The 25,507-nt window shown below is 63.9% G+C and carries 25 protein-coding genes; 13 read left to right on the forward strand and 12 right to left on the reverse strand.

What is annotated here, in order from left to right; genetic code table 11:
* Positions 1-151 precede the first annotated feature (151 nt).
* Together U5A57_RS30790 and U5A57_RS30795 are read right to left on the reverse strand one after the other, a co-directional pair.
* On the reverse strand, positions 152-832 hold the full coding sequence (locus U5A57_RS30790) for a VIT1/CCC1 transporter family protein (protein ID WP_321915453.1): 681 nt from the start codon (positions 830-832) through the stop codon (positions 152-154).
* Positions 833-1,150: 318 nt separating this feature from the next.
* A complete protein-coding gene (locus U5A57_RS30795) occupies positions 1,151-2,062 on the reverse strand; it encodes a lysozyme inhibitor LprI family protein (protein ID WP_321915454.1) in 912 nt (303 codons plus the stop codon).
* A gap of 310 nt (positions 2,063-2,372) precedes the next feature.
* On the opposite strand from U5A57_RS30795, the gene U5A57_RS30800 reads away from it, so the two are divergent.
* Entirely contained in the window at positions 2,373-2,990 is a 618-nt protein-coding gene (locus U5A57_RS30800) for a LysE family translocator (RefSeq protein ID WP_321915455.1), read from the forward strand.
* Between the two features lie 81 nt (positions 2,991-3,071).
* On the forward strand, positions 3,072-5,447 hold the full coding sequence (locus U5A57_RS30805; RefSeq protein WP_321915456.1) for a DNA polymerase II: 2,376 nt from the start codon (positions 3,072-3,074) through the stop codon (positions 5,445-5,447).
* Positions 5,448-5,456: 9 nt separating this feature from the next.
* On the opposite strand, the gene U5A57_RS30810 is transcribed toward U5A57_RS30805, so the two are convergent.
* A complete protein-coding gene (locus U5A57_RS30810; protein ID WP_321915457.1) occupies positions 5,457-6,860 on the reverse strand; it encodes a PLP-dependent aminotransferase family protein in 1,404 nt (467 codons plus the stop codon).
* Positions 6,861-7,030: 170 nt separating this feature from the next.
* On the opposite strand from U5A57_RS30810, the gene U5A57_RS30815 reads away from it, so the two are divergent.
* The 3 genes from U5A57_RS30815 (at position 7,031) to U5A57_RS30825 (ending at position 9,978) form a co-directional block, all read left to right on the forward strand.
* Positions 7,031-8,359, forward strand: coding sequence for an aspartate aminotransferase family protein (locus U5A57_RS30815; protein ID WP_321915458.1), 1,329 nt, complete (start codon positions 7,031-7,033; stop codon positions 8,357-8,359).
* A gap of 249 nt (positions 8,360-8,608) precedes the next feature.
* A complete protein-coding gene (locus U5A57_RS30820) occupies positions 8,609-8,857 on the forward strand; it encodes a hypothetical protein (RefSeq protein ID WP_201695812.1) in 249 nt (82 codons plus the stop codon).
* A 53-nt stretch (positions 8,858-8,910) separates the two neighbouring features.
* Positions 8,911-9,978 (forward strand): NAD(P)/FAD-dependent oxidoreductase, encoded by a 1,068-nt coding sequence (locus U5A57_RS30825; RefSeq protein ID WP_321915459.1) that lies wholly within the window; start codon positions 8,911-8,913, stop codon positions 9,976-9,978.
* Between the two features lie 40 nt (positions 9,979-10,018).
* On the opposite strand, the gene pcaC is transcribed toward U5A57_RS30825, so the two are convergent.
* From pcaC to U5A57_RS30850, 5 genes are all read right to left on the reverse strand, one after another.
* The gene (gene pcaC, locus U5A57_RS30830; protein WP_321915460.1) at positions 10,019-10,408 is read right to left on the reverse strand and encodes a 4-carboxymuconolactone decarboxylase; all 390 of its coding nucleotides are present in this window, start codon (positions 10,406-10,408) and stop codon (positions 10,019-10,021) included.
* Positions 10,408-11,196 carry a 3-oxoadipate enol-lactonase gene (gene pcaD, locus U5A57_RS30835; RefSeq protein ID WP_321915461.1) on the reverse strand — a complete coding sequence of 263 codons (789 nt, stop codon included), beginning with the start codon at positions 11,194-11,196 and terminating at the stop codon, positions 10,408-10,410. Before pcaD ends, pcaC begins: the two co-directional genes overlap by 1 nt.
* 29 nt (positions 11,197-11,225) lie before the next feature.
* Positions 11,226-12,593 carry a 3-carboxy-cis,cis-muconate cycloisomerase gene (locus tag U5A57_RS30840; protein WP_321915462.1) on the reverse strand — a complete coding sequence of 456 codons (1,368 nt, stop codon included), beginning with the start codon at positions 12,591-12,593 and terminating at the stop codon, positions 11,226-11,228.
* Positions 12,594-12,725: 132 nt separating this feature from the next.
* Positions 12,726-13,385 (reverse strand): 3-oxoacid CoA-transferase subunit B, encoded by a 660-nt coding sequence (locus U5A57_RS30845; protein ID WP_321915463.1) that lies wholly within the window; start codon positions 13,383-13,385, stop codon positions 12,726-12,728.
* 17 nt (positions 13,386-13,402) lie between these two features.
* Positions 13,403-14,110, reverse strand: coding sequence for a 3-oxoacid CoA-transferase subunit A (locus U5A57_RS30850; protein ID WP_321915464.1), 708 nt, complete (start codon positions 14,108-14,110; stop codon positions 13,403-13,405).
* A 319-nt stretch (positions 14,111-14,429) separates the two neighbouring features.
* Here U5A57_RS30850 and U5A57_RS30855 point away from each other — a divergent pair, with 319 nt between their 5' ends.
* Together U5A57_RS30855 and folE are read left to right on the forward strand one after the other, a co-directional pair.
* Positions 14,430-15,353 carry a LysR family transcriptional regulator gene (locus tag U5A57_RS30855; RefSeq protein ID WP_321915465.1) on the forward strand — a complete coding sequence of 308 codons (924 nt, stop codon included), beginning with the start codon at positions 14,430-14,432 and terminating at the stop codon, positions 15,351-15,353.
* A 93-nt stretch (positions 15,354-15,446) separates the two neighbouring features.
* Complete coding sequence (gene folE, locus U5A57_RS30860) at positions 15,447-16,112, forward strand: GTP cyclohydrolase I FolE (protein ID WP_321915466.1); 666 nt, start codon at positions 15,447-15,449, stop codon at positions 16,110-16,112.
* 49 nt (positions 16,113-16,161) lie between these two features.
* Here the strand turns inward: folE and epsC are convergent, their stop codons facing one another.
* Both epsC and U5A57_RS30870 read right to left on the reverse strand, forming a co-directional pair.
* The gene (epsC, locus tag U5A57_RS30865) at positions 16,162-17,091 is read right to left on the reverse strand and encodes a serine O-acetyltransferase EpsC (protein WP_321915467.1); all 930 of its coding nucleotides are present in this window, start codon (positions 17,089-17,091) and stop codon (positions 16,162-16,164) included.
* Between the two features lie 122 nt (positions 17,092-17,213).
* On the reverse strand, positions 17,214-17,447 hold the full coding sequence (locus U5A57_RS30870; protein ID WP_321915468.1) for a hypothetical protein: 234 nt from the start codon (positions 17,445-17,447) through the stop codon (positions 17,214-17,216).
* A gap of 306 nt (positions 17,448-17,753) precedes the next feature.
* Between U5A57_RS30870 and U5A57_RS30875 the strand changes: the two genes are divergently transcribed.
* Together U5A57_RS30875 and U5A57_RS30880 are read left to right on the forward strand one after the other, a co-directional pair.
* Positions 17,754-18,215, forward strand: coding sequence for a DUF3005 domain-containing protein (locus tag U5A57_RS30875; RefSeq protein ID WP_415774680.1), 462 nt, complete (start codon positions 17,754-17,756; stop codon positions 18,213-18,215).
* A 463-nt stretch (positions 18,216-18,678) separates the two neighbouring features.
* A complete protein-coding gene (locus tag U5A57_RS30880; RefSeq protein ID WP_321915496.1) occupies positions 18,679-19,383 on the forward strand; it encodes a LuxR family transcriptional regulator in 705 nt (234 codons plus the stop codon).
* Here the strand turns inward: U5A57_RS30880 and U5A57_RS30885 are convergent.
* Positions 19,367-19,681 (reverse strand): XRE family transcriptional regulator, encoded by a 315-nt coding sequence (locus U5A57_RS30885; protein ID WP_415764775.1) that lies wholly within the window; start codon positions 19,679-19,681, stop codon positions 19,367-19,369. The genes U5A57_RS30880 and U5A57_RS30885 overlap by 17 nt on opposite strands.
* A 168-nt stretch (positions 19,682-19,849) precedes the next feature.
* On the opposite strand from U5A57_RS30885, the gene U5A57_RS30890 reads away from it, so the two are divergent.
* Positions 19,850-20,440 (forward strand): acyl-homoserine-lactone synthase, encoded by a 591-nt coding sequence (locus U5A57_RS30890; protein WP_321915469.1) that lies wholly within the window; start codon positions 19,850-19,852, stop codon positions 20,438-20,440.
* Positions 20,441-20,579: 139 nt separating this feature from the next.
* On the opposite strand, the gene U5A57_RS30895 is transcribed toward U5A57_RS30890, so the two are convergent.
* A complete protein-coding gene (locus tag U5A57_RS30895; protein WP_321915498.1) occupies positions 20,580-22,142 on the reverse strand; it encodes an MFS transporter in 1,563 nt (520 codons plus the stop codon).
* 329 nt (positions 22,143-22,471) lie between these two features.
* Between U5A57_RS30895 and U5A57_RS30900 the strand changes: the two genes are divergently transcribed.
* The 3 genes from U5A57_RS30900 to U5A57_RS30910 all read left to right on the forward strand — a co-directional run bounded on the left by U5A57_RS30900 (position 22,472) and on the right by U5A57_RS30910 (position 25,283).
* On the forward strand, positions 22,472-22,933 hold the full coding sequence (locus U5A57_RS30900) for a universal stress protein (RefSeq protein WP_321915470.1): 462 nt from the start codon (positions 22,472-22,474) through the stop codon (positions 22,931-22,933).
* Positions 22,934-23,115: 182 nt separating this feature from the next.
* Positions 23,116-23,871, forward strand: coding sequence for a helix-turn-helix domain-containing protein (locus U5A57_RS30905; protein ID WP_415764778.1), 756 nt, complete (start codon positions 23,116-23,118; stop codon positions 23,869-23,871).
* Between the two features lie 134 nt (positions 23,872-24,005).
* Positions 24,006-25,283 (forward strand): SUMF1/EgtB/PvdO family nonheme iron enzyme, encoded by a 1,278-nt coding sequence (locus U5A57_RS30910; protein ID WP_321915471.1) that lies wholly within the window; start codon positions 24,006-24,008, stop codon positions 25,281-25,283.
* The last annotated feature ends 224 nt before the right edge of the window (positions 25,284-25,507 follow it).

Here is a 25,507-nt window from a genome sequence, read left to right on the forward strand (position 1 = left end):
CACCAGCGCGCGATCTGCGCGCTCAACCCGGCTACGCGCTCGCGTCGTGCCCTTCAGTACGAAACGGCGTGCCGCATCCGTCCCGGCACCCACTACGATGGCATGCCTGCGCCGCCGCCAGGCAGGATCAGGTCGGCCAAAGTCGCGACGGTTAGCCGCCCAGCTTGATAATGGCCATCGTCAGCAGAATGCCGAGCGCGATCATCGCGATACCTGCCTTCATCGCCCCTGCGCCGGTGTAGCGCCCCAGCGCAAAGCCGGCGATGAAAAGCATCACGAGTGTGAGCACGCGCGAGGCGATGAGCGCCGTTGTCACGTCCTTGACGACGAGAAACGGCAACGCGACGGGAAACGTTCCCAGGACCACAAGCAGAAAAATGCCAAGCGCGCCGACGAAATCCCCTCTCACGAAATTCGCCCGAGGCGGCAGCGTTGGGGCTGCCGCGAGGCGCACGCGGATCCGCTCGAGGTCGGCATCTTCGACGAGCGTAGCCATTTTTTCGGGCAATGCATCGCGCAGCGCCCGTACGGCAACCGACGGGTCCTGCTCGCGCTTGACGGTCTGCGCGAGTTGCAGACGCTGCCCCCGATCGGCGAGCGTTCGTACGAGATACATCACGGCGTCGGCGAGGCCCCACGCAAGATTGCACCCGAGCGCGGCGAAGAACATCTTGTACCCCTCGTCTTCGCCCGCGGTGACCGCCTTGACGGCGCCGACGAACGTCAATGCCATGAACAGACCAAAACATATTTCGCAGACACGGTCGACGGTATTGAGAATCGGCTCGCGCTGTTCGGGCTCGGCGCGTCCGGCCGGCATGATCGTGCTCATATGGCCTCGACTCGAAATAGGCAACGCGACGTTGCGCTAGCTGCCAACGGGAGATGTTGCTACGAGAAGTATATGAAACAGTCGGCAGTTCGGTACCCCGATCTTGATGGACCGGGAACGCCGGGGCCATCGGTGGAGGCCCGCGACCGTCTGGATGCGGCCGCGCCGTCCATGGCATGCCGAGTAGACGTTCGCAAGCACGTCACGCTCTGCCATATGACGGTTGTGCGTCATGCGGGTCCCACGGGGTGCTTTCTTCAGTCCTGCATTAAGCCATTAGAGAAAATCCCCGCACGCGGCCAGCGTCTCCGCCACCCCTCAAGATCGGGACTCCTTTAGATCGTCGATACGCTGTCGATAGCTGCGCAGCAAGCAGGCCTTATCGCTACACGCATTGCGAACATCGCGAAGCCATGTCCGTTGCTCCGCTCGCAACCGCGCCTTGTTTGCCGACACACTGACCCGTTGGTTATAGATTTCAGTGAGCCTCTTGTCGACACGGGAAAGCTCGGCGTCCCCGCAAACAAGCTGTGCCTGAATGGATATGAGCTTGCTGCAATCGAGACTGCTCATCAACGCGGCCTTCGCATCCGGTTGTGCTTCCAGCCGCCCTGGCTTGCAGAGCCCCTGAAGCGACTGGCATGCGCCATCGCGCCGAACCCATGCCATGTCTTGCGCACCGTATTGCTTGACGAAACGATTGATGGCAGCGTGACTGACGCCCCTTTGCATGGCGTTCGCGGCGATTATTTCGTTGCAAAGCGAGTCTTCGGCATAGGTTTGCCCCGCTTTCCGATAGCAACTATGAAACCCGAGCAGACCGCTGCCAAGGACACTTCGGCGTTCGCCTGAGGCAAAGAGGATGGAAGCACAGGCGGACGCACACCTGGCGTCGCTCGGAACCAGCGTGTGGACGCGCACTTTGTCCATGGCATCGACGACACGGAATGCCGCTTCAACATTTCCCCCTGGACTGCTTAAAACGAATACGACCAGTCCATCACCATCGCGGTCGGCCCTGCTCGCAAACGTTAGAAATTTCCGGGCATCGCCGTCCTCGATCCGCCCCTCCCCGATGATCATCTTCAGCTTGAGCTGGGGTTGGTAATAGATACGGAAGTCCATCCCTCGCGCAAAGCCGGGAAGCATCGGAGCAACCAGACACATCCAGAAAAGAAGCCGCCAGATCAAGCTTCGTGTCGCGGTCTGCCTTGCTTCCAGAGAACGCATCGGGCTCTCCCGTGTGCGAGAAGTCGTCCAGCCATCACCCGACGCGACAGTGGATAGCCAACATTGCACGCTGGCAGCTACCCCTCAGGCCTGTCCACTTCTCAACTACGTCTACGATACCGCGGCTCTTGTTTCAGTCCACCAAAGCAGTCTCATCCGCTGTGGCGCTCAAAGGGTTCGGCCGAACCGCGCCATCGCGCCCCAAGCCGTACTGTTCAGCGTCTTCACAACTGTACCGGTACTGTACCGCGCACTGTCGATAAACTGATCTCCATCGAATCTGCCTTCTCTTTCCGGAGCCCCTCCCATCATGCTGCCCGAAATGCTCAGTGCGCTGCCCGCCGGCATGCTCTTCGTCGTGGTCACGACCATCACGCCCGGCCCCAATAACACCATGTTGCTCGCTTCCGGCGTCAACTTCGGCTTTCGCCGCACGGTGCCGCACATTCTCGGCATTAGTGCAGGCGTGGTCGTGCTCATGCTCTCGGTGGGTTTCGGGCTTGGTCAGGTGTTCCGGCATATTCCGTCGCTCTATGTCGTGCTGGAAGTCGCGAGCATTGCGTACCTGCTGTATCTCGCGTGGAAGATCGGTACCTCTGGCGACCTCAAGGTAAAGAGCGGCGAGCACCGGCCCATGCGCTTTCACGAAGCCATCGCGTTCCAGTGGGTCAATCCCAAGGCGTGGATGATGGTGCTCACGGCCGCCACCACGATCCGCCTTTCTGCGAACTTCGGCACCAATACGATGGCGATGGCCTTCCTGTTCTACGTGATCGGCCTGCCGTGCATCTGCATCTGGGCCGCGTTCGGCACGAGCATGCGGCGTTTTCTCTCGAACCCGCGGCGGCTGCGCCTGTTCAACGTCGCCATGGCGCTCTCGCTGATCGTTTCGCTGTATCCGATGTTCGCGCACCTGCTGCAGCGCTAATACGACCCGCCGCCTTTCGGTGTAAACGCCGGTTCAACCGCTACAATCGCAACCGGGAAACATGGGCGGCGGAGTCACACTTTGTCTGAGTTTGAAGCGGGTTTTATTCTCACCCGCCATTGGCGCGATACGGGCGAACACACCGAGGTCGACTTCTGGCTCGCGACCGACGCGGGGCCGCGCCAGCTGCGCCTGCGCCCCCAGCCCTCTGTGGCATTCGTGCCGGCCGCGCAGCAAGCTGCGGCCCGCGCCGCGCTAAAGGGCGACGCACGCACTGAATTCCGCCCGCTCAATCTGTGCGACTTCCAGCACCGTCCGGTGCTTGGGCTCTACTCGCCGCAATATCGCGCCCTCGCGGGGCATGCGAAACGCCTCGCCAAAGCGGGCGTCGACGTCTACGAAGCCGACATCCAGCCGCCGGACCGCTACATGATGGAGCGCTTCATCACCGCACCCGTGCTGTTTCGCGGCGACGCCGTCGACTCCAGCGCAAGCGGCGTGCTGCTCGACGGCGAGATGAAACCCGCCAACGGCTATCGCCCGCGCCTGAAACTCGTGTCGCTCGACATCGAAACGAGCGCGCAGGGCGAGTTGTATTCCATTGCGCTCGAAGGCTGCGGACAACGCCAGGTCTACATGCTCGGCCCTGCAAACGGCGACGCGAGCCAGATCGATTTCGATTTCGAATACTGCGAAAGCCGCGCGCAAATGCTCGAACGCCTGAACGCGTGGATGGCACAGCACGACCCCGACGCCATCATCGGCTGGAATCTCGTGCAGTTCGATTTGCGCGTGTTGCACGCGCACGCGCAGCAAACCGGCGTGCCTCTGCGCCTTGGGCGCGGCGGCGAGGTCATGGAGTGGCGCGAGCACGGCATGCGCGAGAATCACTTCTTCGCAGGCGCAGCGGGCCGCCTCATCATCGACGGCATCGAGGCGCTGCGCTCGGCCACCTGGAGCTTTCCGTCGTTCAGCCTCGAATACGTCGCGCAGGCGTTGCTCGGTGAAGGCAAGTCCATCGACAACCCGTATCAGCGCATGGACGAGATCCAGCGCCGCTTCGACGAAGACAAACCCGCGCTGGCTCGCTACAACCTCAAGGACTGCGAACTGGTCACGCGTGTGTTCGAGAAAACCGAGCTGATCGCCTTTTTGCTCGAACGCGCGTCCGTCACGGGGCTGCCCGTGGATCGCAGCGGCGGTTCGGTCGCCGCGTTCACGCACCTGTATCTGCCCAAGATGCACAGGCTCGGCTATGTGGCGCCTAACATCGGCGACGTGGTGGGCGAAAACAGCCCAGGCGGCTTCGTCATGGACTCGCGCCCCGGCATCTACGACTCGGTGCTCGTGCTCGACTACAAGAGCCTCTACCCCTCGATCATCCGCACGTTTCTGATCGATCCCGTCGGACTCATCGAAGGTTTGAGCGATCCCGCCGACGATGTGTCCGTGCCCGGCTTTCTTGGTGCACGCTTTTCCCGCGAGAAGCACTGTCTGCCGGAAATCGTGCGCCAGGTGTGGGACGAGCGCGAAAACGCGAAGCGGCACCACAACGCCCCGCTCTCGCAGGCGCTCAAGATCATCATGAACGCCTTTTACGGCGTGCTCGGCTCAACCGGTTGCCGTTTCTTCGACCCGCGCCTTGCCTCCTCGATCACGATGCGCGGGCACGAGATCATGCGCAGAACGCGTCAACTCATCGAGTCGCAGGGCTACGACGTGATCTACGGCGACACCGATTCGACCTTCGTCTGGCTCAAACACGCGTACAGCGAAGCCGACGCCACGCGCACCGGCAAGCAGCTCGTCGAGCACGTCAATGCATGGTGGAAGGCCGAACTGCGGGAACGCTTCGGTCTCCAAAGCGCCCTGGAATTGCAGTTCGAACGCCATTACTCGCGCTTTCTCATGCCCACGGTGCGCGGCGCGGAAGAAGGCAGTAAAAAGCGCTACGCCGGGCTCACGCTTGCGAAGAGCGGCGGCGAAGAAGTCGTGTTCAAGGGCCTCGAAACCGTGCGCACCGACTGGACGCCGCTCGCACAGGAGTTCCAGCGCGAACTGTACCGGCGCATTTTCCAGCGCGAGCCCTATGTGGAGTACATCCGCGACTACGTGCGGCGCACGCTCAATGGCGAACTGGACGACCAACTCGTCTACCGCAAGCGCTTGCGCCGGCCGCTCGTCGAGTACCAGCGCAACGTGCCGCCGCACGTGCGGGCCGCGCGCGTCGCGGACGAGTTCAATCGCGCGAAAGGCCGTCCGCTCCAGTATCAGAACGGCGGCTGGATCAGCTACGTGATGACGACGGCCGGGCCCGAGCCGCTCGAAACGCTGAGCTCGCCGCTCGACTACGCATTCTATGTGAGCCGCCAGCTACAGCCGGTCGCGGACGCGATTCTGCCGTTCCTGCGCGAGGATTTCGACACGCTGATGTCGGGGCAGCAGAGCTTGTTCTGAACACGCGCCCTACCGCGCACGCTCGATGAATCGCCACAGCGCATCGTCCGTCGAATACGGCGCGTTGAAGCGAAACCATGCGCTCGGTTCGTCGTCGGGCCGGAAATAGGAGCCGGGCGCGAGCCAGATGCCGTCGCGCAGCGCCGCCGTGGCAATCGCGCCGGCCCGTTCGGGTTCGATCGCAAGGCGCGCCCACACGAAGAGCCCCGCGCGCGGCCGGTGGAAAATTTCGAGCCCCAGCGCATCCAGCCGCTCCTCCACGCACGCATGCGCGGCTTTCAGGCGCTCATTCACCAGCTCGACATGCCGTGCATGGCGCCCTTCGAGCAGCACCTTGTCGACCATGCGCTCGATGGTCGCCGACGACGTGAGCCCCACCGCCATCTTCGCGCGCGCCAGTTCGCGCAGCACATCGCGCTCGGCGACCACATAGCCGCAACGCAGCGAGGGCGTGACCGTCTTCGAAAAGCCGCTGACGTACACCACGCGCTGCAGGCCCTCCATCGCGGCGAGCAGCGGGGCGCCCGCCGGCGCGAGTTCGCGGCTCACATCGTCCTCGACGACCCACATGCGCTGGCGCTCGGCGATCTGCAGCAAGCGGAACGCGTTGGACATCGCATACGTCGCGCCGGTGGGATTCTGCAGCGTCGTGTTCACGAAGATCGCCTTGGGCTGATGCGCGGCCACCTGGCGCTCGAGCGCCTCGATGTCGAGCCCGGCGGGCGTGCGCGGCACGCCGTGCACCGTGAGCCCCGCGAGCTTGAGGATCTGCAGCAGATTGCAGTAGCCGGGGTCTTCCACGAGCACCGTGTCGCCGGGCCGCAAGAGCGTGCGCACGATCAGATCGAGCCCCTGCGTCGCGCCCTGCGTAAGCAGGACGTTCGATACCTCGACAGGCAGCCCCTGGCGGTCCAGCTGCGCCGCAATGCGCTCGCGCAGCGGCGCGTAGCCGAAAGGGTGCCCGTAGTCGCCAAGACGCACGGCCGGCACCCGGCTCATGGCGCGCAAGGCGTGCTGCAGGCCGCTTTCGTTGATCCACTCGCCCGGCACCCAGCCGCAGCCCGCCTTGATCGGCACCGAATGATCGGCGAACACGTCGGAGAGCAGCCACGTGGCCGTGAGCGTGGGCGGCTGCCAACCCGCCGCGCTCGCCCGCGCCGACTCGGTGCGCTGCGCCACGCGATAGCCCGAGCCGCGCCGCGCGACCACGAAACCCATCGAAACAAGACGGTTGTACGCCTCGGTCACTGTATAGGTGGAGAGCTCGTGCGTTTGCGCGAGTTGCCGCACCGAGGGCAGCAGCGCGCCGGCGCGCAGCGTTTGCGCATCGATTGCGCGCGTGAAGCCCTGTACGAGCTGCTCGACCAGCGTAGTCGCTGCGCCGCGGCCGCGCTCCAGTTCGAGTTCGATCATGGGAAAAGCAAGCGTATAGTGCGAGGGAAAACCCGAACGACCCCGGCGCCGACCAATACAGTTGGCGAGAATTGTCCAGCACGGTTTGCAGATCAGTATAGAGACTGTCTATGCCGTGGTTCAAGCCCCGGCGCTACAGTTGAGCCAAACCCACCTGAGGAGAAGCACGCATGACTTCGCGCCCCGTCATCGACGATCTCTCGTCGTTCTGGATGCCCTTCACCGCCAACCGCCAGTTCAAGGCCGCACCGCGCCTGCTCGAATCGGCCAAGGGCATGTACTACCGCACGACCGACGGCCGCGAAGTGCTCGACGGCAGCGCGGGGCTCTGGTGTGTGAATGCGGGCCATGGGCGCGAGGAAATCGTCGCGGCGATTGCCCAGCAGGCCGCCAAGCTCGACTTCGCCCCCACCTTCCAGATGGGCCACCCGCTTGCGTTCGAAGCCGCGCAGAAGGTTGCCGAGATCATGCCGGCCGGGCTCGACCGCGTGTTCTTCACGAATTCCGGCTCGGAGTCGGTCGACACCGCGTTGAAGATCGCACTCGCCTACCATCGCGCACGCGGCGAAGGCCAGCGCACCAAGCTGATCGGCCGTGAGCGCGGCTATCACGGCGTGGGCTTCGGCGGCATCTCGGTGGGCGGCATCGGGCCGAATCGCAAGGCGTTTTCGGGCCAGCTGCTGCCTGCCGTCGATCATCTGCCGCACACGCACGATCTCGAACACAACGCGTTCTCGAAGGGCCAGCCGGGCTGGGGCGCGCACCTCGCCGAAGACCTCGAGCGCATCGTCGCGCTGCACGACGCTTCGACCATCGCCGCCGTGATCGTCGAGCCCGTGGCGGGTTCGACCGGCGTGCTGATTCCGCCGCAGGGCTACCTGCAGCGTCTGCGCGAGATCTGCACGAAGCACGGCATCCTGCTGATTTTCGACGAAGTCATCACGGGCTTCGGACGCCTCGGCAAGGCCACGGCCAGCGAGTACTTCGGCGTCACGCCCGACATCATCACAATGGCCAAGGCGATCAACAACGCCGCCGTGCCGATGGGCGGCGTGGCCGCGAGCCGCACGATTCACGACACGATCGTGAACGCCGGCGCGCAAGGCGCAATCGAGCTGTTCCACGGCTACACCTATTCGGCGCACCCGCTCGCCGCCGCCGCCGCGATCGCGACGCAGGATCTGTATCGCCGTGAGGGGCTGTTCGAGCGCGCCAACGCACTCGCGCCGAAGTTCGAGGCCGCCGCACACGCGCTGCGCGGCGAAAAGCATGTCAAGGATGTGCGCAATCTCGGCCTCGTTGCCGGCATCGAACTCAATTCGCGTGACGGCGCGCCGGGCGCGCGCGCTTACGAGGTTTTCGTGAAGTGCTTCGAGGCAGGTGTGCTGATCCGCTTCACGGGCGACATTCTCGCGTTCTCGCCGCCGCTCATCGTGACGGAAGAGGAAATCGCGCGCCTGTTCGGCACGGTGCGCGACGTGCTGGCCACGGTGCAGTAATGCGCTAAAGCGCGAGCAATCGCTCGCGCCGGCTTTCCGCCTGCTTTCATTTGGCAATACGCCGCAAGGGCGGCCCGGGTTCGGGCCGCCTTTTCTTTTTTCGGCCGCCAGGTTCCGCAGCCGGACGCGCGAGGGACCGGGATCAAGCACGGAACACGCCATCGGCGTATTGTTGCCCTATCCGCCATAGCAATCGCGATTGCGGCGCGTGCGCATCGACCGACGTGCGCTGCGCCAGGAGGGAATCTCATGAAGATGCCAGTCCGTATCGGCACGCATATCGAGGGCATCCACTGGATCGCCGAATATGTGGAAGCGACCCATCAAATCCGCGTGTTCCGCGACGGCCGCGTGGTCGATACGATCCCCGCGCCCGCAGCCATGTTCGGCGAAGAGCGCGACGCGGGTTCGGCCAGCGACGCCGCGAGCCGCGCCGAGGAAGCCGCCCTGCTCGCCTGTCTGCGCCGCTATGTCGCCGACGTGCAGCCTGAAGAATAGGACTCTTGAGCATTGCCCCTGCCGATTCCCCTTCTCGCAAGGAGCGCGCGCCGATGAACGAGCGCAACGATCACTTCTCGCCCCAGCTCATCGAAACCGACGCGCTCATCATCGGCGCGGGACCGGTGGGACTCTTCCAGGTGTTCGAACTCGGTCTGATGGAAATACACGCGCACGTAGTGGATTCGCTGCCCGTGGTCGGCGGCCAGTGCGCCGAGCTTTACCCCGACAAGCCGATCTACGACATTCCGGCGGTGCTGATGTGCACCGGACAACAGCTCGTGGATGCGCTGATGAAGCAGATCGAGCCTTTCGGCGCGACGTTCCACCTCGGCCAGGAAGTGCAGATCGTCGAGCCGCGCGCGGACGGCCGCTTTTTCGTGCAGACGAGCAAGGGTACGCAGTTTCTTGCGAAAACGGTGTTCATCGCGGCGGGCGTGGGCTCGTTCCAGCCGCGCACGCTCAAGCTGAGCGGCATCGAGCGATACCGCGACACGCAACTGTTTTATCGCGTACGCGATCTCGAACGCTTTCGCGACAAGGACATCGTGGTGTGCGGCGGCGGGGATTCGGCGCTCGACTGGGCGCTGCAACTCGTGGACGTCGCGCAGAGCGTGATCCTGCTGCATCGGCGCGAGGGCTATCGCGCGGCGCCGGCAACGGTCGCGAAAATGCACGCGCTATGCGAGGAATGGCGCATGCAGTCGATCGTCGGCCAACTGACCGGCTTCGACGACGAAGGCGGCAAGCTCACGCGCATCAAGGTGACGGGCGGCGACGGCGTCACGCGCTCGCTGGAACTCGACTACCTGCTCGTGTTTTACGGTTTGTCGCCGCAACTCGGGCCCATCGCGCAATGGGGCCTTGAAATCGAGCGCAAGCAGTTGCCGGTGGATACGGCGCGCTTCGAAACGAGCGTGCCGGGCATCTTTGCCGTCGGCGATATCAACACGTATCCGGGCAAGAAGAAGCTAATTCTTTCAGGTTTTCACGAAGCCGCGCTCGCCGCATTCGGCGCCGCGCATCATGTGTTTCCCGAGAAGAAAATCCATCTGCAGTACACAACGACCAGCACGCGCCTGCACAAGGTGCTCGGCGTGGAGTCGCCGGTGTTCGACTGAACGCGGGGCGAGTGCCCCGCGTCGCGTTCAAACAGCCTGCTTAAGCCTGTTCAGCGTCCTGCTCGCGGAAGATGCGGTCTGCCAGATGGAACGCCGAGTTCGCCGCCGGCACGCCGCAATAGATCGCGGTTTGCAGCAGCACTTCCTTGATTTCGTCGCGCGTGACGCCATTGTTGCGCGCGGCGCGCAAATGCAGCGCGAGTTCCTCGCTGCGGTTGAGCGCCACCATCATTGCGATCGTCAGCAAGCTGCGCGTGTGGCGAGGCAAGCCATCGCGCGTCCAGATCTCGCCCCATGCATAGCGCGAAATGAAATTCTGGAATTCCTCGGTCACTTCCGTACGGTTGGCAAGCGAGCGATCGACGTGCGCGTCGCCCAGCACCGCGCGGCGCACTTTTATGCCCGCTTCGTAGCGTTCTTCGTCGTTCATCACGCCTCCAGCAGGAAATCGACCACGATCTTGTTGTACTCGTCCGCCAGTTCGACGTTCGAGATATGCGCGGCGTTGAGTTCGACATAGCGCGCACCGGGCACCGACTCGGCCAGTTCGCGGCCCTGTGCGGGTGTTGCGGCCAGATCGTGCGTGCCGGAGATCACGAGCGTGCGCGCCCTGATCGACGGCGCCTCGCCGCGCAGGTCGGTGGCGTTGATCGCTTCGCAGTTCGAAGCATAGCCGTCCTTGTCGGTATGCACGAACACGTCGCGCACTTGCGACATCACGAGCGCATTGTTCGCGATGAATTCGGGCGTGTACCAGCGCGGCAGCACGGCGTCGGCGAGCGCGAGCATGCCTTCGCTGCGAGCCTTCGCTGCGCGCGGCACCCACACTTCCGGCGAGCCGATTTTCGCGGCCGTGTTGCAGAGTACCAGGCGATCGATACGGTTGGCGTAACGCGCGCCGAGGCCGACGCCGGTCAGACCGCCCATCGAAACGCCCGCGAAGTGCGCGCGCTCGATGCCGAGCTGGTCCATCAGGCCGATCACGTCGCCGGTCAGTTGCTCGATCGTGTACGGGCCCTGCGGCGCTGCCGAGTGGCCGTGGCCGCGCGTGTCGTAGCGCAGCACGCGGAAGTGCTTCGTGAACGCCGTGATTTGCGGCGTCCACATCGACACGTCGCTACCAAGCGAATTCGACAGGACCACCCATGGCGCCGAGCGGTTCTCCGTACCGTCGATGCGGTAGAACAAATGCGTGTCGTTGACGGCTGCGTAAGGCATGCGTGTTACTCCTCGTGTGTCTTCTATGATCAATGGGACGGGCGTTGTTTTGCACTCGCTTCGTACGATGCGACTACCGCGTCGACGAAAGCGTGCGCCTGCCCCACGTAATTGGCCGGATCGAGCAGCGCCTTGAGGCGCGCTTCGTCCAGATGTCGCGTAACGGCGGGATCCTCCGCGAGGACTTCATACAACGTGCGGCCGCTTTGCACCGCCGATTTCGATGCGTGCTCAACGAGATGATGCGCGTCCAGACGCCCGATCTGGTCGCCGAGCGCGAGCATCACGGCTTCGCCGAGAATGAGTCCGTGCGTGATGTCGAGATTCGCCGCGAGCCGTTCGGGCCGCACTTCGAGTCCAGCCGTGATTTGTTCGATCTGCGCGAGCGCGCCGCCGGCGAGGCGCGCGAGATCGGGCAGCGCATCCCACTCCGCTTGCCAACCGCCGAGCGCGCGCTCGTGTTCCTGAACCATGCCCGCGAACACCGTTGCCACAAGGCCAGGCGCGCGCGTGGCAGCCGTCAGGACGGCTGCGCAACCCACGGGATTGCGTTTGTGCGGCATGGTCGAAGAACCACCCTTGCCCGCCGCCGCCGGTTCGCCCAGCTCACTGACTTCGGTCTGCATTTGCAGGGAGATGTCACGCGCGATCTTGCCGAGCGTGCCGATGAGCATGCCGAAGAACGACGCGGCTTCGGCAATGCGGTCGCGCTGCGTGTGCCACGGCAGCGCAGGCGACGCGAGGCCGAGTTCTTGCGCGAGCGCCGCGCTCACCTTCGGCGCCGCGTCGCGCAAGCTTGCGAGCGTGCCGGCCGCGCCGCCGAACTGCAGCACGAGCGCGCGCTCGCGCAGCGCGGCGAGTCGTTCTCGATGGCGCAGCATGGCATCGAGCCATTGCGCGAACTTCATTCCGAGCGTGATGGGCAGCGCCTGCTGGAGCCAGGTGCGGCCTACCGCCGGCGTCGCGCGATGCGTGCGCGCGAGGTCCGCGAGCGTCGCGCAGAGCGCATCGATACCTCGCTCGATCAGCGCAAATGCATCGCTCAACTGCAGCACGGTAGCCGTATCGATGATGTCCTGGCTCGTTGCGCCCCAGTGAACGTATTTGGCGGCTTCAGCGTCGGCGGCCTTTACGCGCGCCGTGAGCTGCTTGACGAGCGGGATCGCCAGATTGCCGCCCAGCGCCGCGTCGCGTGCGAGCGCCGGCGCGTCGAGCTGGTCCGCCGCGCAAGCCCGGGCGATCGCGGCCACAGCCGACTGCGGAATCACGCCATGCGCAGCGGAGGCGCGCGCGAGCGCCGCCTCGACGTCCAGCATGCGTTGCAGCGTGGCTTCGGGAGACCAGACCGCATTCATCGGCTCGGTCCCGCAGATCAGGCTCGTGAGGCGTTCAATCATGGAGTGTGGCGCGTAGAAAAAAGCAGACGTTCAGAGAGTACCGATGCAACGAAGCGGGCGCGGCAACCGTCGACGAATGCCGACGGTTGCCGCGCCACGCACGTGCGAAGAATTCGCACGTCGACAAACAGTTTACGCTGCGCGACGGTTTTGCGTCGCGTCGATCAGCGGCACGCCGGCAAGCTTCTGCAGCGCGTCGAAGTCGATGTCCGAATAGATCTCGCGCACGGCGAGGCCTTCGGGCGTCACGTCGAACGCAGCGAGGTCCGTATAGATGCGGCCCACGCAGCCCACGCCCGTGACCGGGTACGAGCATTCGCTCACGAGCTTGCTTTCGCCTTGCTTGGTCAGCAGTTCCATCATGACGAACACCTGCTTCGCGCCGAGTGCGAGGTCCATCGCGCCGCCCACGGCCGGAATCGCGTCGGGCGCGCCGGTGTGCCAGTTCGCGAGGTCGCCCCCCACCGACACCTGGAATGCGCCGAGCACGCAGTAGTCCAGGTGGCCGCCGCGCATCATCGCGAACGAGTCGGCGTGATGGAAGTAGGCGCCGCCGGTGAGCAGCGTCACGTGCTGCTTGCCTGCGTTGATCAGTTCGTCGTCTTCCCGGCCGGGCGCGGGCGCCGGGCCCATGCCGAGCAGGCCGTTCTCGCTGTGCAGGAAAATTTCCTTGCTCGGATCGAGGTGGTTGGCCACCAGCGTCGGGACGCCGATGCCGAGATTCACATACGCGCCTTCGGGAATGTCCGCGGCCACGCGCTTGGCCATTTCATCGCGATTCAGTCGTTTCATTGCCTCTCTCCGTTCCTTCAGGCTGCCTGGCCGCCATGCTGCACGTGCGCTTGATGGGCCGCTTGCGGCACCTCAACGACGCGCTGCACGAAAATGCCGGGGGTCACGATCACTTCAGGATCGAGCTCGCCGAGCGGCACGACTTCCGAAACCTGGGCAATGGCGACCTTCGCCGCGCTCGCCATGATTGGGCCGAAATTGCGCGCCGTCTTGCGATAGACGAGGTTGCCCCAGCGATCGCCCTTATACGCCTTGATGAGCGCGAAGTCGGCGTGCAGCGGCGCTTCGAGCACGTAGTGGCGGCCGTCGATCAGGCGCGTTTCCTTGCCTTCGGCCAGCTTCGTGCCGTAGCCCGTAGGTGTGAAGAAACCGCCGATGCCGGCGCCCGCGGCGCGGATGCGCTCGGCCAGGTTGCCCTGCGGCACGAGTTCGAGCTCGATTTCGCCGGCGCGATAGAGCGCGTCGAACACGTACGAGTCGGTCTGACGCGGGAACGAGCAGATGATCTTGCGCACACGCTTCGCCTTGAGCAGCGCGGCAAGACCAATGTCGCCGTTGCCTGCGTTGTTGTTGACGATGGTGAGGTCGCGCGCGCCCTGCTCGATGAGCGCGTCGATCAGTTCGGCGGGCATACCGGCCGTGCCGAAGCCGCCGATCATCACCGTGGCGCCGTCATGCACATCGGCCACAGCGGCTTGAAGCGAGTCGAAAATCTTGTTGATCATGCCTGTTCCTGAAAGCGATGCGCATCGCGGAAGGTCCACGTCACTCGATCGCGAAAAGTTCTATATACGAACACTGATTCGTTTAGCGAACGTCCAGCGCATTATCGGAGTGGATTCAAGCGCTTGTCAAGGCGGGTCTACCCACGGGTGTACCCACACAGGCAATCTACTTCATGTCTGGGCTGGTACGCGCGGGCTCGTGCACGGACGCACTTTCAGGGCACTTGGGGCCGTGGGCACATACCCCAATATCCGGAATTCCAATTCGTCGACTAGTCTTTATCTGATTTCGACATAGTGCCGCGCCGCCCTCGCCTTCATGCAAGACCTCGATCTGAATCTCATCCCCTTTCTCGTGGCCATGGAGGAAACGCGCAACGTGAGCCGCGCCGCCGAGCGGCTCGGTGTGAGCCAGCCGCGCGTGAGCACGGCGCTCGGCAAGCTGCGCGAGTATTTCGGCGATCCGCTCTTCGTGCGCACCTCGCGCGGCATGGAGCCCACGCCTCGTGCGCTCGGCCTCATTCCCGCCGCGCGCGACGCGCTGGTGCGTATCGAGAAGGGCATGCTGCAAGCGCAGGACTTCGATCCCGCCACGAGCACCCACACGTTTTCCATCGCACTGTCCGATGTCGGCGAGATCGTGTTTCTTCCGCGCCTCCTGCAGGTGTTCGCTCAGCGCGCACCGAAGGCAAACCTGCGTTCGGTGTCGTTGCCGCCAAGCCAGGTCGAGCGCGGCCTCGAGTCGGGCGACATCGATCTCGCGGTCGGCTATTTCCCCGATCTAGGCGGCAACAACTTCTTCCAGCAGCGCCTCTTCACGCACCGCTTCATCTGCATGATGCGCAGCGGCCATCCGCTTGCGGGCAAAGCCATGACGATCGAGCAGTTTCTCGCCATGGGCCATGCCGTCGTGCGCGCCGAAGGGCGCAGCCAGGAAGTGCTGGAACAGTATCTGGAGAAGCGGCGCATGCGCCGCCGCGCGGTGCTCGAAACGCCTCACTTCATGAGCTTGCCGTTCATTCTCACGCGCTCCGACCTCATCGCGACCGTGCCTCATGCGATCGGCTTCGCCTATGTGTCCGAGCATGCATCGATCACGCTCGTCGAGCCTCCACTGCCATTGCCGCGCTTCGATCTCAAGCAGCACTGGCATCGCAAGTATCACAACGCGCCGCGCGGCGAATGGCTGCGCAGCGTCGTGGCGGAACTCTTCAACGACGCCCTGGACGAATGGCCAAAATGATGCGCCCTCGCACCGGGCGCGATAAAACATGAAACAATGAGCGCTCGTGGAGCACGCCAAAGCGACGTCGCGCCACATGACAGGAGCCCATGCATGAGCGAAGAAAAAAAGGCCGGAAAAGCAAAGCCACGCAAGAGCGCAACGAGCGCTGCTGTAGCGTCCAACACGCGCCCGTCACGCGCCGAAGCCGAGGACGCCGTGCGCGTACTGCTGCGCTGGGCCGGGGACGACCCCGCTCGCGAAGGGCTCATAGATACGCCGAGCCGCGTCGTGCGTGCCTATGAGGAGTTCTTCGCGGGCTATGAGGTCGATCCACGCGAAATCCTGTCGCGCACCTTCTCGGAGGTGGACGGCTACGACGAAATGATCGTGTTGAAGGACATTCGCTTCGAGAGCTACTGCGAACATCACATGGTGCCGATCATCGGGCGCGCGCACGTGGCGTATCTCCCGGAGCACCGCGTGGTAGGCATCTCGAAGCTTGCGCGCCTCGTCGACGCATTCGCGAAGCGCCTGCAGATCCAGGAGAAGATGACCGCGCAGATCGCCGACACGCTCAATGAAATCCTGCAGCCCAAGGGCGTGGGCGTGATACTCGAAGCGGCGCATCAATGTATGTCGACGCGCGGCGTGCACAAGGCAGGCGTGGAGATGGTGACGTCGCGCATGCTCGGCACGTTCCGCACCGACCCTTCCACGCGCCGAGAGTTTCTCGCGATCGTCGGCAATTCAAGCTCGATGAGCGTCGCGAATACCTGAATACCCCGCACGCGGAAAACGAACGGGACGGCATGTCCCGTTCGCCTCCTCACTTCATCGGGCCTTCATCGCCCCGCTCGATCTCGCGAATCTTGCCCTGGCGCACGCTGCTGCCCGGCGGCACGCTATGCGTGAGCCACACGTTGCCGCCAATCACGGAGCCGCGCCCGATCGTCACGCGGCCGAGAATCGTCGCGCCCGCATAGATCACCACGTCGTCCTCGACGATCGGATGGCGCGCATTGCCCTTCACGAGCGCCCCGTCGAGGTCGGCGGCGAAGCTCTTCGCACCGAGCGTCACGGCCTGATACACGCGCACGCGCTCGCCGATGATCGCCGTCTCGCCGATCACGACGCCCGTGCCGTGATCGATGAAGAAGCTCGATCCGATCTGCGCGCCCGGGTGAATGTCGATGCCCGTGGCCGAATGCGCGATCTCATTGATGAAACGCGCGAGCAGCGGCACGCCAAGGCGATGCAGCGCATGCGCTAGCCGATGATGCGTCATGGCCCACACGCCCGGATAGCACAGCAGGATCTCGGTGATGTGCTGCGCGGCCGGGTCGCCCGTGAACGCCGCCTGAATGTCGCTCACGAGCAGCGCGCGAATATCGGGTAGTTGCCGGCCGAACTCGCGCGCGACTTCGAATGCGCGCACGCGCAGTTCGTCGTCGCTCGCCTGCGAGTTTTCCGGCAGGAAGCGCAACGCCCGGCGAATCTGTTCGGCAAGCAGCCGCAGGGTGCTGTCGAGCGTATGGCCGACGTAGTAGTCGATGCTCTCGTCGGTCAGGTCGGGCGCGCCGTAGTGCGTGGGAAAGAGCGCGGCGCGCAGGCCCGCCACGATGTTGACGACCGCGTCGCGCGACGGCAATTCGCGAATGCCGAGTGGATGGCGCGTGCGGTGCCGTTCTTCACGCGACGCACGCAGATCGGCGACGATCTGTTCCAGGCCCCAGTCGGGGGAAGCAGCTTTGGACATGGTGATGCGGCAGCAGACGCAAGGTCCGCGCAGGAGTGAGTGTATCGACCCCAGAGATTACCGCGTTTTGCGCGAGTTCGCCGAAGCGCTCTCGGCGGGCGACGCCCGCAGGGCGCGCGCGTTCACAGCGTGACCGTGCTCGCGTCGATCCAGCGCACGGCCCAGTCGCGCGCATGGGCGATAGCGGCCGCTTCATCGGCGAAGCGCAAATCGGCAGGGAAAAACCGGTTGGCGACGAGTTCGCCATCGCTCGATCGCGATATGACTACATAAGGTTGATACGTGCCGTCACCGGCGCGCGCCGGTGCGCAATTCAGCAAATAGCCACGATGCGTAAATGCAGCGTCGAAGTGCATGTGTGTCACCCGCCCTGACTGCCTCGTCCATTTTTTGTGGCGCGTGCATTCAGGATCGTGTGGCAAAGCCACGCCATGGGCCCTCGCCCGGCCCATTAATCGAAAGCGCGCCAACTCGTTGAAAGAGGATCATACTCCTGGGAAAAAGGCCAAACCAACGAAAAAAATGCAAAATCGCTGGAGGCGTTCTCCTGGCGAACCGGCTTGCTTTTCACCCCGATTCAAGGGTGCGGCGCTGCAGCGGAACAGCGTTTGCGGACTTGCCTGCTGAACGCAGGCACCCCGATCTTCCAAGGAGGAAGAATCATGAATCGTCCTAACGACATGCAAAAAGCGAATGTGGGAGACGTGAGCGCGTCGCCGTCGCGGCCGCGCAGCGCCGAACTCCACAACGACCGCACGCACGATAGCTCGGTCGACACCGATGGCAAGAACCGCGAAGCTGCGCGCCTCGCGGGCGATGGCTACATCTGCCCGGACGAAGTGACGACCACGAACGCCACGCTCGTCAACAGCGTGCCCGAAGCCGGGGACGGCCTGGCGGGCTTTGACAGCCGCAAGGACGTGCACCGGCTGCCGATCGCGCTCGAGTCCGGATACGAACTCGTCGACCTCGGCATGAGCGCGCCTGAAGCGCCCAGCGACTTCTACGACTGGCAGCGCGACGCCGAGCGCGAAGCGGGTGTGCGCCGCAGCCCCGGGCGCCTGCACTTCGCGCTCAACCACATGCGGCCGACGCGCGTGATCGAGCTGCTGCGCAAGCCCTGAACGATGGTTCGCCGCCCGTTGTGCGGCGAACCATTTGCGATTATCCAGGCGATATCGACGCACTGGCGGATTCAGCCAGTATTCAGTCGAGTGCGGTTAAAAGTGGAAATGAAAAGCCTGAAAATAAATGAAAGCGGATAAATCGACGGCATTATCGCGGCGAGATGCACGCTTTTGCCGCTTTCGAAATGCCGCCCAGCTTTATTTCAGTGCCGGTGCAATGCTTTGGTGCAGACCGGTGCGCTTGTTCAGGAAATGCAGAAATTCTCTCCAATGTCACCGAAATCCGACAGAAATGACCCCACAAGGCGGAAGGATTGCAGACGAGGGGGGATCGGATAGGAATTTAGTGATAAATTCTTACATCATAAGAAGCGAGGAGCGAGTGTCTGAGGGCTTGCCCCGCGATCTCGCCCAGCGCTGATGGAGAGTGTTGAACGTGCCTCTACATTTTATTGAGCAGATGTCGCCCGTGCTCGACGCGCCCGAAGAGGCAGCGTGGTTCGACGCGGTGGCGAAGCTCGCCAGTTCGTGGGGATTCAGCCAGCTCATGCTGGCTATCCTGCCGCGCCCGGGCATGAGGCTCGAGGACGCGTTTATCCGCACGAACTATTCGGCCGCCTGGCGGCAGACGTACAACGACCACGGCATGGCCTACTTCGACCCTACCGTGTCGCATTGCACAACGCGCTCGGCGCCGCTCATCTGGTCGCCGGAGCTTTTCGCGACCGAGCAGCAACAATCGATGTATGAGGAGGCCCGCTCGTACGGGCTGCGCGCAGGCATCACGCTGCCGATCCATGGCCCGCGCCAGGAAGTGGGCATGCTGTGCTTCGTCAACGACGCCAATCCCACGGACAACTTCTGGGAGGACGTGAACCGCGCGTTGCCGAATCTCGTGCTGCTGCGCGATCTCGTGCTGGACACGAGCCAGCGGCACCTGAACGACCACGCCCAGTCGCTGATTCCCAAGCTCACGCCACGGGAAAAGGAATGCCTCAAGTGGACTGCGCTAGGCAAGTCCACTTGGGAAATTTCTCACATCCTGAATTGCTCTGAGGCCGTCGTGAACTTCCACATGAAGAACATTCGCGGGAAGTTCGGCGTCAACTCACGGCGGGCGGCCGCCGTGATTGCGACGCAGATGGGTCTTATTGACCCGGGCTAAGCACCATCGGTGCTTCGCCGCGCAACACGCGCTCGGCACGGCCAAGGTCGCCGTCCGAAATCGTCTTGTTGAAATACAGCCCGAGCAGGATCGACACCGGCGGCGGAATCTCCGCGCCCGACTCGAACCGGCTGCCGCGCGACTGCGTCACGCCGAAGCGCGCCCAGAAGCGGCGCTGGCTTTCTTTCTTCTTCTTCCGATACGCAATGATCAGGACGCGGTCGACGACCGAAGACAAATCTCCGGAGGACGACATGGTGCTCGCACCCGAGTGCCATTGATTGCCCATAAGTTCCATGATGACTCTCGCTGTCAGATATGCCTGATGAGTGACTGCCGCGGAACTGATTCTCCTTAAGAGGCCCTATCTGCGCACCTACCTATCTAGATAGGTGTTTTTTTATATTCATAACGCATAGCTTTCGAACCGTACTGCCGCGCTTCCACACAAATCGGGAGAGTTGTCATGCAAGCTGCGATACGGATCGGACAGAGACAGGATTTCGACAATGAGGACATCAATGAGATGTACCGGCTGCGCGCGCGCGTGTTCCGCGACCGCATGGGCTGGGACATTCCTACCATCGCGGGGATGGAAATCGACGGCTACGACGCGCTCGGGCCCCATTACATGCTGATTCAGGACGGCACGGGCCACGTGCGCGGCTGCTGGCGCATGATGCCCACCGAGGGCCCGAACATGTTGCGCGACACCTTCCCGCAACTGCTCCAGGGCAAGGCTGCGCCCACGGCCCGCAACATCTGGGAGCTGAGCCGCTTCGCCATCGAGTCGGGCAACGACCAGGCTTTCGGCTTCGCCGACGTGACCATGAACGCGATGCGCGCCGTTGTCTCGTTCGCCGACCGCTCGGGCATCAGCAGCTATGTGACGGTCACCACGACGCCCATGGAGCGCCTGCTGCGCCGCACGGGCATCGAACTGACCCGGCTTGGCGCGCCGATGCGCATTGGCGTGGAAAATGCCGTCGCGCTGGAAATCGCGATGAGCCAGCAAACGCACCACGCGCTATTCGGCGCGATGGCGCACGCCGCTTGAGCGCGGCGCCGCGCAGAGACGGATTCGCGCAGGCTGGGTGCTGCGGATTTCCACGCTCAGCGATGTGGACTGTTGTTTTTGTCTGACAAATTAAAAATAAACACCCTGGCGCGCCGCCTGAACCCAAACGTGCCCGGCCTTAATCGGCTTTGACCTCGTCGGCCCTCGGCTCGCCGCTTTTCTGCGCCACCGAGGCGCTCCGGCTGAAGCGGATGTGGGAAATGCGCCCCACGCACAGCGCCGCTGCGAGCGCCGCGCAGCCGGTCAGGCCGATTCCCAGATGGATTGCGTCGACCAGCACGTGGCGCACGGCATCGATCAGCGCCGCGCCGTCGAGCCCCGCCGCCTTCATCTGCGCAACCAGGCCCTCGCGCAGCGACGGGTCGATCAGCACGCGCGGATCGGCGAGCTGAGGCTGCCAGCGCTGCTCCAGTGGCGCGCCGATCACCGCCAGCGCATCCCCCACGCCGGCCGCATAGCGATGGTTGACGATCGTCGCCACGACGCTGGTGCCGAGCATGCCGCCAACCATGCGCGTGGATTGCAGCAAGGCGGTCGTGATGCCGAAACGCTCCCGACCGGCAATCTCCTGGCCGAACACGTTCAGATTGTTCAGAATGAAGCCGAGCCCGATACCCACGGCCGACATCGCCAGCTCGAGCCAGAGGTGCTCCGTGTTGCGGGACGCGAAGGCAAGACCGGCGGATGCCGCGACCAGCAGACTGAAGCCGACCGTCAGAATCGTCGTGGGCTTGCGCAGCCGGATCACGATACGCGTATTGATCAGGCTGCCTAGCGCGATACAGGCGGCGATCGGCGTGGCGAGCAGGCCCGCCTGCTGGGGCGACAGCCCGAAGCCGCCCTGCAGGAGCAGCGGCGCGAAAAAGATCAGCGAGAACATCACGAAGCCCGAGAGCGTCGAGAGCGTAAATAGCGTCACGAGCTGCGGATCGCGGAACAGGTCGAGCGGAATGATCGGGTGCGTCGCGCGGCGTTCGCAGGCGAGCAATAGCGCAGCGCCGGCGAGTACCGCCACCGCCAGCGCGGCGTTGCCCGTCGTCAGGCCGCTCTTGGGCACCGCCTCGATCAAGGTCTGGAACGCGCCCAGCACCAGCGCGACGAGCGCGGCACCCGTCCAGTCGATGCGCACGTCGCCGGTACGCGCCGGCTGGTAGCGCGGCAGATGCGCCCAGATGAAATAAAGTGCAAGCACGCCAACCGGCAGATTGACGAGAAAGGTCGAGCGCCAGCCAAAATGCTCACTGAGCCAGCCACCCAGCGACGGCCCCGCCGCCGTGCCGATGCCGTAGGCGGCCGCCATGACGACCTGCCAGCGCACCCGCGCGCGCGGGTCGGGGAAGAGATCGGGAATCGAGGCGAACGCCGTGCCCACCATCATCCCGCCGCCTACGCCCTGCAACGCGCGCGCCGCCGCGAGAAAACGCATGTCGGTCGCGAGTCCGCACAGCACGGAGGCCACCGTGAACACGATCACGGCGGCAATCACGAAGCGCTTGCGGCCGAAGTAGTCGCCGAGCCGGCCGAACACGGGCACCGTCACGACCGAGGCCAGCAGGTAGGCGCTCGCGATCCAGGCATAGAACTCGAAGCCGTGCAGTTCGGCGACGATCGAGGGCAAAGCGGTGCTGACAACGGTTTGATCGAGTGCGACGAGCATGTTGACGAGGCCGATGCCGAGCATGGCCAGCAACGCGTCGCGAAACGGCAGGTTAGCGGAGGAAGATTTCACGGGAGGGAAGACTGCGCGCAGCGAAAAAGAGGCAACGATAGCGGTATGACGGTGCGCGTGCAACATGACGAAATAGCCAATGGAATCCTGGTGGCCCCTGCGGTATTCCGACGCAACCCACTTGATCTTCCTTCCCGCTCCTTCCACATTTCATACAGTCCGACTGCATCTTTACTTGCGATCCATTAAGCTTTTCGACAGTCACGACACGCCGCGCCCACCTCGTCATGGCATCGCCCGAGGCCGCGCGATTTCTCGATCCCACTCACAGAGGAGGTCTTATGTATAAACGCATTCTTGTCGCCGTCGACGGCAGCGCCACGTCGCGCCGCGCGTTCGAAGCCGCGCTCGACCTGGCGAAGGCCATGGGCTCGACCCTGCAGCCGTATTACGTGATCGAGAACACACCCATGTATTTCGACGCGCCCGGCTACGATCCTTCGATCCTGCGCAACCAGATGATCGCCCAGGGCAACGAACTCGCAGAGGACATGAACAAGGCAATGAGCGAGCGCGGCGTGCAAGGCGCCATGCTCACGGGCGAAGCCTCCTCGCTCGACGACGTCCCGACGCTCGTGCTCAACGCCGCGAAGACCGAAGGCTCCGACCTGATCGTCATGGGCACGCACGGCCGCCGCGGTTTCCAGCGCCTCATCCTCGGCAGCGTTGCCGAACGCTGCGTGCGGCAGTCCACCCTGCCTGTCCTCCTCATTCCGTCAGCCGCGGGAAATGCCGACCAGTAGTCACATTACGTGCACGCTGTTTTGCACGTTATTGAAGAGTCGCTTGCGCTCCGTCAGACGGCGCGCAAGCGCCTTCTGACAAGGCGCAACACCAAGCATCTCAAAAGCGCGTCACTTTGCCACCAATCTGAGATTCGACCCCGGTAGACAATGCCTGGACAGAGATCAAAGGAGCATTGTCGATGCTGAATCCTAACGTCGTTTCCCATACCACTGTGCGCCGCAGCAATCGCACGCCCGTGACGGCACCGCGCACGTCCACGCGCTGTTCGGTTTGCGCCATGCGGCACCTGTGCATGCCCCAGGGCCTCACCCTCGACGACCTGCCCAAACTCGAAGCGCTGATCTGCTCCGCGCGCAGCGTACGGCGCGGCGAAGCCGTGTACCGCGCCGGCGACGCGTTCGACAATCTCTACGTCGCACGCTCCGGCTCGCTCAAGACGGTCATGGCGCATCGCGACGGCCGCGAGCAGGTCACCGGCTTGCGCCTGGCCGGCGACCCGCTCGGCCTCGACGGCATCAGCACGGGCTTTCACACCTGCAGCGCCGTGGCGCTCGAAGACAGCTCGGTCTGCATCATTCCCTACTCGGCGCTCAAGCATTTGTGCCGCGAAACCGGCGCCATGCAAGACCGGCTGCACCGCCTCATGAGCGAGCAGCTTATCCGCGAATCGTCGCAAATGATGGTGCTCGGCTCGCTCTCCGCCGACGAACGCGTCGCCGCGTTCCTGCTGGACGTGTCCGAGCGCAACGGCCAGCGCGGCTACTCGCACGCCGAGTTCAACCTGCGCATGACGCGTGAGGACATGGGCAGCTATCTCGGCATGACGCTCGAAACGGTAAGCCGCACCCTGTCGAGATTTCAAAAGCGCGGCCTGATCGACGCACAGGGCAAGCTGATCCGCATCATCGATCTCGAAGGTCTGCGGCACCTGTAATTCGCGGCAAACCCCGGGCGGCCCGGCCACCCGGGTTGCCCGTGCCGCGCCTCACCGGCGCGGCATCGCCGTTGGCACAACTCCTGCGCAGCGTTAAAGTCTCGTTCTACGCCTACGCAAGGAGAATCGCCGAAATGCCTCTCCCGCAATCGCCCACGCTCGCTGCTCGCCTTGAAGCGGCGCGCAGCGCCAGCGACGCGCTCTTCAACGTCGTCAAGCCCGAGTTTCTCTACGAGCGGCCTATTCGCGAACGTCACCGCATCGTGTTCTATATCGGTCATCTGGAAGCATTTGACCGTAACCTCTTCGACAAGCGTCTGTTCGATCTGCCCACCGCCGATGCGCGTCTCGACCAGCTGTTCGCATTCGGCATCGATCCCGTCGATGGCGGCCTGCCGACCGATACGCCCGCCGACTGGCCCGACCTCGCTGAAGTCCTGGCCTACGGACGCGACGCCCGCAGCCGCATCGACGCACAGCTCGCGACGCTCGACTTGCCGCCCGACGCCTCGAATCACGACACGCCGGGTCAGTTGCTGAATGTCGCAATCGAACATCGGCTCATGCATGTCGAAACACTCGCCTACATGCTCCACCAGTTGCCGTTCGAGCAAAAGCAGGCGCCCGCCGCCGCGGGCGTACTCGCCGACCCGCTCCATACGGTCGAGGCTGGGACCGTGCAGGTGCCCGCGGGCCGCACGGAACTCGGCATGACCGCCGAGCGTGGACTATTCGGCTGGGACAACGAGTTCGGCGAGCAGCAGGTCGACGTACCGGCATTCGAGATCGACCGCTACATGGTGACGAACGGCGCGTTTCTCGCATTCATCGAGGACGGCGGCTACAACAGGCGCGAAATCTGGAACGACGCCGACTGGTCCTGGAAGGAAAGCACGCATGTGGCGCACCCCGTGTTCTGGTCGCGCGGCCACGAAGGCTGGCGACTGCGCACGATGTTCGAAGACATCGCCTTGCCGCTTGCGTGGCCCGTGTACGTGAGCCACGCCGAAGCCAGCGCGTTTGCGCGCTGGCGCGGCATGGCGCTGCCGAGCGAGGCGCAGTGGCAGCGTGCGGCGCACGGTGCGCTGCCCGGCCACACCGACAACTTCGATTTCCGCAACTGGAACCCGGTGGCCGTCGATGCCACGCCCCACAGCGCCAGCACGTGGGGCGTAGAAGGCCTGTACGGCAACGGCTGGGAATGGACCTCCACGCTCTTCGGGCCGCTGCCCGGTTTCAAGGCGTTCCCGTTCTACGAGGGCTATTCGGCTAACTTCTTCGACGGTCAGCACTACGCAATGAAAGGCGGGTCGCCGCGCACCGCGCAATGCATGTTGCGGCCGACGTTCCGCAACTGGTTCCAGCCGCGCTACCAATACGTTTATGCGGGTTTTCGCTGCGTTCGGGATTGATCGATCCCCTTGCTCAAACGCAAGCGCTGCAGCAGTGCGCGCCGTAACGAAGTCCAGGTCTGGGTGATGGGACCGCCGCCCCTCACCTAGCCTTTCCCCGCAGGAAAGCACGCTTCACGCATCCTCAATTTTCGCGCTCGCGAAAATCTCCCACACTTGCCATCACGCCTCTTCCGTACCGTTCGTACGGATTTGCGCCCCAACCGCGGCTCATGGCGCGGCAT

This window comes from Paraburkholderia sp. J11-2 (genome assembly GCF_905220185.1).
In the GTDB taxonomy this organism is placed as follows: Bacteria; Pseudomonadota; Gammaproteobacteria; order Burkholderiales; family Burkholderiaceae; genus Paraburkholderia.